9 protein-coding genes are annotated in these 11,800 nt (G+C 71.5%); 4 read left to right on the top strand and 5 right to left on the bottom strand.

Annotated features, from left to right (window positions below):
* Together LCD31_RS26365 and LCD31_RS26370 are read right to left on the bottom strand one after the other, a co-directional pair.
* Positions 1-1,514: CocE/NonD family hydrolase (locus LCD31_RS26365; protein WP_224962439.1), on the bottom strand; the 1,514-nt coding region annotated here is incomplete at its 3' end.
* A 160-nt stretch (positions 1,515-1,674) separates the two neighbouring features.
* Entirely contained in the window at positions 1,675-2,316 is a 642-nt protein-coding gene (locus LCD31_RS26370; RefSeq protein WP_224962443.1) for a DUF6801 domain-containing protein, read from the bottom strand.
* A gap of 490 nt (positions 2,317-2,806) precedes the next feature.
* On the opposite strand from LCD31_RS26370, the gene LCD31_RS26375 reads away from it, so the two are divergent.
* Both LCD31_RS26375 and LCD31_RS29700 read left to right on the top strand, forming a co-directional pair.
* Positions 2,807-3,331 carry an ATP-binding protein gene (locus LCD31_RS26375; RefSeq protein ID WP_224962445.1) on the top strand — a complete coding sequence of 175 codons (525 nt, stop codon included), beginning with the start codon at positions 2,807-2,809 and terminating at the stop codon, positions 3,329-3,331.
* Positions 3,332-3,463: 132 nt separating this feature from the next.
* The gene (locus LCD31_RS29700) at positions 3,464-4,108 is read left to right on the top strand and encodes a helix-turn-helix domain-containing protein (RefSeq protein WP_224962447.1); all 645 of its coding nucleotides are present in this window, start codon (positions 3,464-3,466) and stop codon (positions 4,106-4,108) included.
* Positions 4,109-4,113: 5 nt separating this feature from the next.
* On the opposite strand, the gene LCD31_RS26385 is transcribed toward LCD31_RS29700, so the two are convergent.
* On the bottom strand, positions 4,114-4,689 hold the full coding sequence (locus tag LCD31_RS26385) for a helix-turn-helix transcriptional regulator (protein WP_224962449.1): 576 nt from the start codon (positions 4,687-4,689) through the stop codon (positions 4,114-4,116).
* 570 nt (positions 4,690-5,259) lie between these two features.
* Here LCD31_RS26385 and LCD31_RS26390 point away from each other — a divergent pair.
* Together LCD31_RS26390 and LCD31_RS26395 are read left to right on the top strand one after the other, a co-directional pair.
* Positions 5,260-9,291 (top strand): AAA domain-containing protein, encoded by a 4,032-nt coding sequence (locus LCD31_RS26390; protein ID WP_224962451.1) that lies wholly within the window; start codon positions 5,260-5,262, stop codon positions 9,289-9,291.
* 1 nt (position 9,292) lies between these two features.
* Positions 9,293-10,138 carry a hypothetical protein gene (locus LCD31_RS26395; RefSeq protein WP_224962453.1) on the top strand — a complete coding sequence of 282 codons (846 nt, stop codon included), beginning with the start codon at positions 9,293-9,295 and terminating at the stop codon, positions 10,136-10,138.
* Positions 10,139-10,140: 2 nt separating this feature from the next.
* Here LCD31_RS26395 and LCD31_RS26400 read toward each other — a convergent pair whose 3' ends face one another.
* Both LCD31_RS26400 and LCD31_RS26405 read right to left on the bottom strand, forming a co-directional pair.
* Complete coding sequence (locus LCD31_RS26400; RefSeq protein WP_224962455.1) at positions 10,141-10,416, bottom strand: hypothetical protein; 276 nt, start codon at positions 10,414-10,416, stop codon at positions 10,141-10,143.
* 57 nt (positions 10,417-10,473) lie between these two features.
* Positions 10,474-11,676: a helix-turn-helix transcriptional regulator gene (locus LCD31_RS26405; RefSeq protein WP_224962457.1), complete on the bottom strand. Its 1,203-nt coding sequence runs from the start codon at positions 11,674-11,676 to the stop codon at positions 10,474-10,476.
* Positions 11,677-11,800: the final 124 nt, after the last annotated feature.

An 11,800-nucleotide genomic window follows, 5' to 3' on the forward strand; every position in this document is an offset into this window, starting at 1 on the left:
GTGAGCGTGGTGAGCGGGCCCGGGGGTTCGGTGGCGTAGCGGGGGTCGACGGTGTCGACGACGAGGGCGAGGCGGTGGCCGGCGGGGACGTGCCACAGCGCGGGTTCCAAGGAGAGGTCGACCGCGCGGGGTTCGCCGATCGTGCTGCGGCGCAACGTGATCGGCTTGTGGGTGATGAGCTTGCCGCCGCCCGCCGGGTCCACGTCGTAGAGGTAGCCGACCAGCGAGGTCGTCTCCGCGCGGGGGACGACGGTGGCGTGCAGCGCCGCCGCTCCCGCGACGGTGACGCCGGTCGGGTAGGGCTCGGTCTGCCACACGCCCGCCGCCGCGCGGTCGAGCAGCCCGACCGGGGCGAGCGGCGGGATGCCGGTGAACTGCTGGAGCAGCCCGTTGACGAAGATCGTGCCGCTGTCGGCGGCGGTCGGGACGCCGGTGCGGACCTCGCGCCGCCACGCCGGTTGCGGCCGGTCGGACAGCAGCCCGGAGGCCGCGAGGTGCCGGGTGTCGACGGTGCCGGTGACCGACTCCCAGTCGGGGTGGTCGCGCCACGTGCCGCCGCTGATCGGCGCGAGCCGCACCGGGTTCTCGGTGTCGACGCCGTTGTCCGCGCCGCGCAGGTGGTGGTCGAACCAGCGGCGGGCGGCGTCCCACACGTCGTTGGGGAGCCCGGCGGCGCCGAACAGGTCGGGGGTGGCGTGGTCGCCCGGGGACAGCAGCAGGTGCTTGGGGCCGGTGAGCCGCCGGTAGAGGCCGGTGATCTGCCCCGGCTGGAACAGCGAGTCCTCCCACGCGTTCGCCAGCAGCACCGCGGTGCCGTTCGCGTTGAGCCGGTCGACCTCGCGCAGCGGGGACCGGTCGTCGCCGAGGTGCAGCACGTCCTCGACGCGGTCCTCCCGGTAGGCGCGTTCCAGTTCCCGCAGCTCCGGGCCGAACCGGCCGGTGACGTGCCCGACGGCGAGCAGCGCTTCGGCCGCCTGGGTGCTGACGGTCTCGTTCGGGTAGAGGGAGGCGAGCAGGTCGCTCCAGCCGCTCATCGCCGCCACCGCCCGCACCCGCGGGTCCGCGGCCGCGGTGAGCACGCTGATCCCCGCGCCGTAGGAGATGCCGCCCATCCCGATCCGCGCGGGATCGGCGCCGGTGTTCGCCAACGCCCAGTCGATGACCGCGGAGGCGTCCCCGACGTCGGCCGGGCCACCCACGTCGACGGCTCCGCCGGAAGCGTAGAAGCCGCGGGCGGTGTAGGTGACCACCACGTACCCGGAGTCGTAGGCCATGCCTGCGGCGGCACCGACGTACTCGATGTTCGGCGTCGCCCAGCTGGCGGGCATCACCAGCAGCGGGAACGGGCCGTCGCCGCGCCCGGTCGGTTCGATCACCTTCGCCTCCAGCGGGACGCCGTCGGCACCGGGCACGGTCCGGTGCGTGATCGCCACCCCGGGGGCCGCGGCGGCCACCGGAGGGGCGAGCAGCGCGGCGGCCAGCACGCTGGTCGCCAGGACGAGCAGACGTCGCACGGTGGGCTCCTCTCGGGTGATCCGCGGCACAGCGCACCAGTGAACCGCACCGCGAGGCACCGATTCGGTTCAGCTCGGTGAATCCGCGCCCAACCGAGATCGAGCGCGGTCGCCGGTCCCGGAACCCCGGGGCGGTCGGCACCGCCCCGGGGTCTGCGGGTCAGCTGCGGTGGGCCACCGCGGCCTCGGTGACCGCGACGGTGCCGAGCACCAGGTCCTGCCCGGGGTCGACGGTGCAGGTCAGGTCGAACGTGCCGAGCAGGGTGCCGGAACCGTCCGTCTTCTTCGGGGTGAGCTTCGCGGTGAAGGAGTCCGCGACCGACACGGTCGCCGCCCCGGCCGCCGCGGGCGTCACCGCGGGCACCGGGCCGGCGGCGGTGACCACCAGCGGGCCCGAGTCGGGGATGGGCGTGCTGGGCACCGGCAGGTCTTGGATCACCACGTCCTGCGCGGCACCCGCCCCGTCAGTGACCACGGCGGTCACCGTGGCGGATCCTTCGACGGTCGCCGCGCCGACCAGGTCGAACCCGTTCACGGTGTCCTCCGGGACGGTCACCGCCGCGCTGAAGTCGGTGGCTTCGATGGGTTGGCCGGCGACCGCGGAGTCGGGCAGGGTCACCGCGATGTCGGTGCTGACCGGCCCCTTGCCGATCAGCGGGAAGTCGCAGGTGTAGCCGAGGGTGGTGGTCACCGGCTCCGCCGCGGCGGTTCCGGTCCCGATCGCGGTGGCGGCCAGCGCCGCCCCGGCGACCAGGGCCGCCCCGCGTCGGGCGGTTCGAGAGCGTTCGGCGTTCAGGTGCACAGTTCCTCCAGTCTGCGCGCGGCATCGGCGCCCGAGCTGCGGACACCGCCCGGCGTTCATTTCGGACCACTAGAGAACTTCCAGCCGCCGCGCGAACGCACGAGTTCGCGCGGGACATTCCGACTGAGATGAGAAGTGCGATGCCTGGCGGGAATTTCAATTGCCACCGGACGATTCGGACGCTACCGAGGGGAATCCCCCGGCACAACGTTCCGCGTGGAAAATCCGCTGCCCGCACCGAAATTCCGGCGCACGTTGTCACCGAGCTCATCACCACCGACGCGGCGGTGCGCACAGTGGATCGATCACGAACCCTCCGCCGCACCGCACGACGGCCCTCGCCGCGTTCGGATCGTGACTGTCGCGCGGACCGTCCGGCATGACACCCTCAGCGGCAACCCTGCCGGACGCGGGAGAAAGCCAGGTTGGCAAGATACGGAGTCCGGGTGACGACTGCGGCTCGCACCGGAGCACGACAGGAAGGAACCAGGTGAACGCCGACACCGCACAGGTCGACGACCTGCGACTCATCGCCCTGCCCACCGCGATGAACTGCACTGACATCTTCGTGCGCTTCACCCTCAGCGAGTGGTCGCTGCGGCCGCTCGCGGACGAGGCCGCGCAGACCACCCTCAGCATGGTGGACGCCGCGGTGCAGGCATCCGACCCGAAATCTCCGGGATTCCTCACGATCAGGTTGCGATTGCGCGGCGATTGCCTGGTCATCGAAGTAGAGGACGAGACCCGCGGCCCCGCTCCCGCCACGTTGCAGGAATTGGAGGGGAAGCGCACCGGCGTGGAGCCGTTGCGCGGAGTCGGGAACCGCCGCTGGTGCGAACTCGCGCTGCCGCCGGGGATGAACGCCTCGGCCGTTCCGCTGCCGCGCCGCGAGAAGCGCCGCTCCCCCGCCGCCGAGGCGCTGGGCGACGAGCCGGAAGAGCTGGACCCGCAGGTGATGCAGCGGCTGCTGTCCGGGTTGAACAACGCGGGCGGCGGGCACCGCAGGCCGGAGTGAGCGGAACTCCCGGACGCGGAACGGGGCGGTCTCCGCGCCTGGGAGGAACTTCGCCCCGATGATCCCCTCGCGCCGTTCGCGCGAGGACGGCGCAGCGCCCGAGCCGCGCGGAGCGGTCCGTATCATGGGCGTGTGCCGGAAGGAGCGACCGAGGTCCGCTACGACGAGGTGTTCGTCGCCGCGGTCGGTGTGCTCAACACCCGCTGGGCGCTGCACGTCGTGCACGCGCTGAGCGCGGGCCCGCTGGGCTTCAACGAGCTGCGCAGGCAGGTTCCCGGCCCCGGCCCCAGCACCCTCAAGCAGCGACTCTCGGAACTCGCCGACGCGGGACTGGTGCGCCGCGAGGTCCTGGACGGATCTCCGCCGCGCACCCGCTATTCGCTGACCGGACGCGGCGCGGGCCTGCGGCCGATGTTCGCGGAGATGACGGCGTGGGCGACGCGGAACGGGTTGCGCCCCACCGAACCTGGTGAGGTCTCCGGCGGCGTTCTGGGGCTGTTCCAGGAGAAGTGGGCCATCCACGTGGTGTGCGTGCTGCTGACCGGGCCGCGCGGTTTCAACGAGCTGGCGCGCGAGGTCGGGATCAGCCAGGTCACGTTGTCGCAGCGGCTCAGCGAGCTGGAGCGGCGCGGACTGGTCGACCACGACCGCGGCGGGCGGCCCGCGACCTACTCGCTGAGCCGGGCGGGCCTGGACTTCCGCGTGGTCGCCGAGCCGCTGGTCGCGTGGGCGCACGCGCTGCACGCGCACCAGGAGCGGCCGGCCGCGCACGGCTGACCGGTTCAGCTCTCGGCGGCGGTGCGGGGCCCGGGACGCGGAGTGCGCCGGACCTGTTCGGGCACCACGACCTCGTCGCACCCGTTGAGGTAGTCCGGCGTGGTGCCCAGCAGCGCGGCGAGCCCGTCCACGATCTCGGCGCGCGGGTTCGTGTTCCGGCCGCAGGCGAGCTGCTGCAGGTACTGCGTGGAGACCTTGACCTGCCGGGAGCGGTGCAGCTGGTCGGCCAGCGCCGCCAGCGAGCACCCGCGCTGCCGGTACAGGTCGCGGAACCGCTTGCCGAGGAACTGCCCGTCGCGGCCCGTGATGTAGGCCACGGAGGTCTTGAGGAGCCCGGCGAGTTCGGCGGCGTACAGCGGCAGCGGTGAATCGGGCGCCCGGCCCAATCTCGCGATCCCGTCCCTGGACACCACGACTCCCCGCTTGCGCAGGTCACGGGCCAATTCCGGGTAACCGTAGCCGCGCTGCTCGCAGAGCAACCGGAAACGCCGCGCGCTGACGCGCCGACCACCCGACACGACGAACACCCCCAGGAAGCGCAGGGGTTCGAGCACCCCTGGCGTCCCACTGTAAGCGCTCATCCCCTTGTATTCGGCGGGCGCCACAATTTAGGCTGCTCACCAGCAGGAATCAACTCAGCCACGAACTCCGCACCGGGAGGGCCGCGGCTGGGCCTTCGGTGCGTCCGGCTCGGTCCGGTGCGCCGCGTTCCTGCCACCCGAGCCAGGGGGTCAGGGAGCGCCGCGCACGCGGTGCCGCGCCGGATGCGTTGTTCCGGGGGTGCATCGCATCCGGCGCGCAAGACCTCCGACACGTCCACTGTGGACTACTGAGGGCGGATCACTCCGCCCTACCGCTTCGCAGTTCGGGACCCGCCTCGAATCGCCGCTCCACCGCTGCCGGCGACTTCACGAGCACTAGCACGATATCCGGAGCCATTGATCCCCGACCCCTTGCAATGCGGGTCGGACCATGCGGCACGATGCAGAAGAACCACTCGGAACTGCGCCGCACACCGCGGAATCCTCACCCTTTCAGACGATTGTCGCTGCCCCGGTGGTTCGAGATCCTGTTGGGCTCGCCGCGATCGGCGGCCCTGCACCGCGTCAGCAGGAATCAGTGCGACATTTCCGGTAGAGGAGATCCGCGGCATGCCCGCCGACCAGCACGAACAGCGCCTCGACCTCGTGCGCGCAGCAGCAGAGCAATGGGCGAAGAACCTCATCGAGTTCGGCCCGCAGAACACGCTGCTGCACTTCAAGAACACGAAGACGACGAGTTTGGACCTGTCGAATGCGAAACCCGCATTCGTGCGGGATCTATTGCTCGGAAAGCCGGTGAAGCTCAGCGCGCTGTTCGAGGATTCCGCCGCGCACAAGGACGCGAGCACCCGCGCCCGCTCGCTGCGGCGCACCATGACGGCGTTCACCGAGGAACAGGGCATCGACATCGGAAAGGTCGCGCAAGGCCTGGTCGTGGCCAAGCCCCGGCACGGTGCGACCGCGCACGCACCAGCGCGCGGCACCCGCGCTCCGCTGCTGCTGCGCTCGCTGCGGATCACCGCGCGCACGGCCGCGGAGAGCGAGTTCGTGCTGGAGACCGAGCGCGACGTGGAGATCAACCCGGTGTTGCTGCACGCGCTCGACCAGGACTACGGCCTCGATCTGGACCTGCCCGCGTTCACCGCGGCCGTGCAGGAGGTGCTGGGCGCCACCGAGGATCCGCAGGAGCAGGTCGACCGGGTGGGCGCCGAACTCGCCTCGGTCGCCGAGCGCCAGGGCGTCCCGCTCGACGTGGAACCCGCGGTGGTGTGCGGCCTGTTCAACTACGCCAAGCAGCCGATGGTCGAGGACCTGCAGCAGGCCGTGGAGCTGCTCACCGAACACGACCTGATCGCGGCGCTCGCCGGGGACCAGCCGGCGCAGGCGGAGGTGCGCGCGCAGTCCGCCGGGTACGAGGCCCCGGCCGCGGACTCGGTCGAACCGGCCGAGGAGTTCCTGGTGCACGACGCCGACTCCTCGCAGCAGCGGGCGATCGACACCGCGCTGGCCGGGCACCACGTGCTCATCGAGGGGCCGCCGGGCACCGGCAAGAGCCAGACGATCGCGAACATCATCGCGGGTGCGGCGGCGCGCGGGAAGCGGGTGCTGTTCGTCTCGGAGAAGCGGGCCGCGATCGAAGCGGTCACCGGCCGGCTGGCGCAGGTCGGACTGGACAAGCTGGTGTTCGACCTGCACCAGCAGCGGTTGGACAAGAAGCACGTGGCACGCCAGCTGCAGGACAGCTTGGAGTCGGCGGGGCGGCACACCCGGCCCGAGGTGGCCGCCCACCACCGCGACGTGCGCAAGCGGCGCGCCGCCTTGCGCTCGTTCTCCGACGAGCTGCACCGGCCGCGCGATCCGTGGGGGCTCAGCGCGTTCCAGGTGCAGGCGAAGTTGCTGGAACTCCGCGCGCCCGCTTCGCCGCACGTGTTCTCCAAGCCGGTCCTGCAGCTGCTCGACGCCGACACCGCCACGCGCCTGGAAGAGGACCTGCGCGGCTTCATCGACAAGGGCGGCCTGCGGGTGGTGCGGCGGGAATCGCCCTGGTGGCAGGCGGAGATCCGCAGTGCCCAGGACATCGAGGAGATCCTGCTCAAGCTGAACTCGCTGGCGACGAAAACCTTGCACGCGGGCCGGGAGAGCATGACCTCGGTGCTGCGGCAGACCGGGCTGCGGACGCCGCTGGACCTGGCGGGCTGGCAGGAGGTGCTGCACCTGCTGGGCGAGGTCAACGACAGCGTGCGCGCGTTCGGGCCGGACGTGTTCAGCACCCTGCTCGACGACTGGTACTTCGCGGTCGCCTCGCGGCGGGAACGCGCCCAGGCGGGGCACAGGCTCGGCTGGCTGACCCGCAGGCGGCTGCACAAGGAGCTCACGGAGGCCTCCACCGACGGGATCAAGCAGCGCTCGGTGCTGCACCGCAAGCTCGCGGCGGTCCGTTCCCAGCGGGATCGCTGGCAGGCGCTCGGCGATCCGGCCGGGCACCCGTCGGAGGTGACCGGGCTCGGCGAGACGATGGAGCGGTTCAACACCTTGCGCGACCAGCTCACCTCGGTGGCGCTGTTCGCGAAGCTCAGCGACGTGGAGCGCAAACCGGTCGAGCAGGTGGACGCCGAGCTCGACGAGCTGGTCGCCGATCAGGACACGCTGTGGCGGATGGAGGACATCACCAGGCTGCTCGGCGAGTTCGAACGCCTGGGGCTCGGGCAGCTGGTGCAGGACATCGCCCGCCGGGACCTCGACGGCGACGCGGCCTGGGCGTTGTTCCGGCACACCTGGTTGAAGTCGCTGCTGGACCGGTTCAAGCTGGATTCCCCCGCGCTGCGCGGTTTCACCGCCGCCGAGCACGACCGCCTCGTCCGCGACTACCGGGACGCCGACTCCGAGCACCGCGATTCCTCGGCCGACCGCGTGCTCTGGGAGGTCGGCAAGGCGTTGCGCCAGGTGCGCGACGACCATCCGGACGAGACGAAGCTGCTGCGGGAACAGGCGAACAAGAAGTCCCGGCACATGCCGTTGCGCAGCCTGGTGCAGCACGCGCCGAACGTGCTGCTGGCGCTGTTCCCGTGCTGGGCGATGTCGCCGTTGGTGGTGAGCCGGACGCTGCCCGCGCAACGGTTGTTCGACCTGGTGGTCTTCGACGAGGCGAGCCAGATCCAGCCGCAGGACGCGATCGCGACGATCGCGCGCGGCAGCAGCCTGGTGGTGGCCGGGGACGACAAGCAGCTGCCGCCGTCGAACTTCTTCGGCCGGATGCTCATCGAGGACGGGGAGAGCGACGAGACGGCGCTGCAGGACTACGAGTCGATCCTGACGGCGATGCGGACGCCGATCCAACGCCAGGAACAGCTGCGGTGGCACTACCGCAGCAGGGACGAACGGCTCATCGCGTTCTCGAACCGGGAGATCTACGGCGACGGCCTGGTCACCTTCCCCGGCTCCAGCAAGGAACCGCCGGTGTCGCTGCACGTCGTCGACGGGGTGGCCTCGCCGGGCCAGGACGGATCGGCACCCGCCGAAGTGGAACGGGTCGTGGACCTGGTGCTGGAGCACGCCACGACGCGCCCGCACGAGAGCCTCGGCGTGATCGCGATGGGCGACAAGCACGCGGCGCGGATCGAGGCGAAGCTGCGCCAGGCGGTGCAGGAACGCCCGGACGTGCAGGAGTTCTTCGACGCGCAGGCCGCTCTGGACACCCGGGTCTTCGTGAAGAACCTGGAGCGGGTGCAGGGCGACGAGCGGGACGCGATCATCCTCACCATCGGCGTCGCCAAGCGCGCCGACGACAGGGTGGACGGACGCGGATTCGGACCGCTGAACCGCTCCGGCGGCGAGCGGCGGCTGAACGTGGCGGTGACCCGTGCTAAGCGGCGGATGAGCGTGGTGTGCTCGTTCCAGCCGGGCGCGCTGGCTCCTTCGGACACTGCGAACGGCACCGAGCTGCTGCGCCGGTACCTGGAGTTCGCACAGCGGCACGGTGAGATCGACCAGGTGGGGCGGCAGCTGCCGCAAGAGCTCAACGGTTTCGAAGAGGACGTCCGGCGGGCGCTGACCGAGCGGGGCGTCGAGGTCCACCCGCAGTGGGGTTTCTCCGGCTACCGCATCGATTTCGCGCTCGCGCACCGGGACCACCCGGGTCGGATGGTGCTGGCGGTCGAGGCGGACGGCGACAGCTACCACCGGGCGCACAGCGTCCGCGAACGCGACCGGCTGCGGCAGGCGCACCTGGAGAACCTGGGCTGGCGCTTCCACCGCGTGTGGGCCTCGGCGTGGTTCGCGGACCGCGCGGGCGAGACCGAGAAGATCGTCAAGGCGTGGGAGGAGGCGATGCGCGACGCGGACGCGGAACCCGTCGCCGAGCCGCCCGCCGAGCCGGTCCGCACGTCCGGCCCGTCCCCCGAATCGCGGCGCGGGCCACGCCCGGACGTGCTGCCCGGCCAGCCGATGGACAAGTACACCGAGCGGGAGCTGATCGGGCTGTGCCGCTGGCTGCTGGCGGACGGCCTGCAGCTGGACCGCGAGGAACGCATCACCCAGGCCATGGCCGAGCTGGGCAAGGCCAAACGCGGACGGGTCATCGTGCAGCGCCTGACCCGCGCCGTGCAGATCGCCCAGGACCAAGCAGATCGGGAGGACCGCTGACATGTTGCCCCTGGACGACCGCACCGCCGAACGGGTCGCCGCCGTGATCGTGGACGTGGGCGGGCCGTACGAGCGGAAGTCGTACGAGCTGGAGCCGCTGCTGCGCCGGGCCGGGTGGACGCCCGCTCCCGAGTACGACGGGACACCGCGAGTGCCGTGGCTGACCGAGCAGTTGATCGAGAACCGGGACGACCACGCGCGCATCGAGCGGCTGCTGTGCCGGGTGTGCGATCCGGTGGAGCACGACGATGGTCGGGTGATCGCCGAGCAGTTCCGCGAGCAGCTCAACGAGAAGCTGGACGCGGAGGGACTCGTCATCTCGCTCGTCGACGGCCGTCCGGTGCTCGGCGAGGTCGGAGCGGACGGGGCCGCGCACTACTCCGCCCCGGAGAACCTCGCAGCGCGCCTGCCGCTGCTGATCGCCGACGCGACGGCGGTCGACCGGCTGCTCAACCGCGCCCGGGAAGCGGAACTGTGCGAGCAGGCCGGGGCGCACACCATGGCCATCATCGGCATCGGCAGCTTCGTGGAGGGACTGCTGTACTCGTTGTTCATGGAACGCGACGAGAAGATCCGGGAAGAGGGCTTCATCGGCACGACGGGCCGCAAGTTCAAGCCGGACAAGGCAGGGCTCCAGATCATGCTCGACACCGCGCACGAGCGGGACTGGGTCCAGAGCGATGCGAAGAACTTCGCCGATCACGTCGTGGAGTTCCGGAACTTCGTCCACCCCGCTGCGGAGCTGCGGGGCGGGGTGACCCTCGACGACGACACCGTGATGATGTGCTGGGCGCCGGTGCGCGCGCTGCTCAACGACCTGGAGGAGCACCTGCCTGCGGTGTCCTGACCTCACCGGCGGCCGGGGCCGCGGCGCGGCGGGCGCTCGGGGAGTTCGTCGTTGCACCGCAACCACTTCCGCGCGAGCACCCGCACGTCCTCGTCGTCGTCCCAGTCGCCGCCGGTGTGCACGGTGTCGAGCAGGTGCTCGTCGTCGTGCGAGCCGCGCCGGTCACCGGAGTGCACCGTCATCACGTGCTCCCCGCGCCCCCAGCGGAACGTGTAGGACCGTCCCGCCGGGGTGCGGGCGAACACCCACGTCATCGGCAGGAACTTCTTCTTCGGCATGCCACGACGTTAGGGAGCGGAGTCCGGCATCCGGGTAGCTTCCGTACCCTCACCTGATCAGCTGACCTGCAGCCCCCGGGCGAGTTCGCGGGCGGCAGCCGCCTCGCCGGTGGGCGGATTCTCCAGCAGTGCGGCGGACAGTTCCCGCGCCCAGCCGTTGAACCGGGTCGTTTCCGGCGCGGTGCGGTGCGCTTCGCGCAAAGTGGCCAAAGTGGACTGGCGGTCGTCCTGCTGCTCGTGCGCGCGAGCGATCTCGATCAGGTGCCGTGCCCGGCGCGGCACCGAGGCGATCCGGCCGCCGCCGAGCCTGCGCTCCGCCCGCAACGCCTCGCCGCCGCGCCGCAGGTCGACGTTGATGCTGACCGCGTGCGCCCGCAGCACCGCAACGCTGTAGCTCGACTGCACGTGCCGGTATCCCGGCCCGAGCGTCCGGGCCGCGGTGTCGGCGAGGTCCCAGTACCGCAGGGCTTCGCCGAGCCGCCCCTTGCGCGCCCAGGTCAACGCGCATTCCGCGAGCAGCGCGCCGCGCATCCCGTTCCACTCGTCGTCCTCGGGTCGCGCCGCCAGCAGGCGCAGCGCCCCGGTAGCGACTTCGAGCGCTTCGTCCCAGCGTCCGGACTCGCGCAGCACCTGCACCATCGCCCAGGCGGCACCACCGAGCAGCTGCGGGTCGTCCGCCTCGTGGGCTTCGGTGACCGCGCGATCGACGACGAGCCACACCAACTCGGGCGCTGGCTGGTAGGCGACGTAGAAGTTGGCCAGCAGGTGCACTCCCGCGAGCAGGCGCCGCGCCTGCCTGCGCTGCGGACCGTCCTGCGCGCGCACCGCGTCCTGCGCGTCGCGGATCAGAGCGGGTAGCAGTCGTCCGACCTTCGTGCGGTGGTCCGGCGAGGCGTGCCGGAGGGTCCACGCCGATCGCAGCCGCTCCCCCAGGTGGCTCAGGTCGATGTCACCTGCCGGTGCGCGGAACCTGCTCGTGGTGAGCGCGGTCTGCACCTCCTGGAGCGCGGAGTGCGTGCTCACGCCGTCGAGGCGGGAGACCTGAACCGGGTCGTGGTTCCCGGTGAGCTCGGCGAGATCGGCGATGTCGAGAGCCTTCGCCAGCCGGATCAGCGTGTGCAGCTTCGGGGTCTGCAGCCGTCCGGTCTCCACCGCCTTGACCCACTCGGCCGAACGCCCCACCAGACCGCCCAGCACGGGACGGCTCATGCCCGCCCGCTCCCTGGCCTGCTTGATCCGCCACGAAACGTCATCGCCCATGCACCCGAAGTATCCACGCCGCGGCGGTGCGACGGAACAACTCCGCCGAACGAGCGCTCACCCCGGCGCGCGGGGCCCCGGGTGGGCCGGGGTGTGTGGCAACGGCCGGAGGGGCCCCCCCGCA

The organism is Saccharopolyspora sp. 6M (genome assembly GCF_020176775.1).
Lineage (GTDB): Bacteria > Actinomycetota > Actinomycetes > Mycobacteriales > Pseudonocardiaceae > Saccharopolyspora_C > Saccharopolyspora_C gregorii.

Bases quoted from the DNA above. Each gene is read 5' to 3' on its own strand.
- LCD31_RS26385 (WP_224962449.1), bottom strand. From the start codon at position 4,689: ATGAGCGCTTACAGTGGGACGCCAGGGGTGCTCGAACCCCTGCGCTTC.
- LCD31_RS26390 (WP_224962451.1), top strand. From the start codon at position 5,260: ATGCCCGCCGACCAGCACGAACAGCGCCTCGACCTCGTGCGCGCAGCA.
- LCD31_RS26395 (WP_224962453.1), top strand. From the start codon at position 9,293: ATGTTGCCCCTGGACGACCGCACCGCCGAACGGGTCGCCGCCGTGATC.
- LCD31_RS26400 (WP_224962455.1), bottom strand. From the start codon at position 10,416: ATGCCGAAGAAGAAGTTCCTGCCGATGACGTGGGTGTTCGCCCGCACC.
- LCD31_RS26405 (WP_224962457.1), bottom strand. From the start codon at position 11,676: ATGGGCGATGACGTTTCGTGGCGGATCAAGCAGGCCAGGGAGCGGGCG.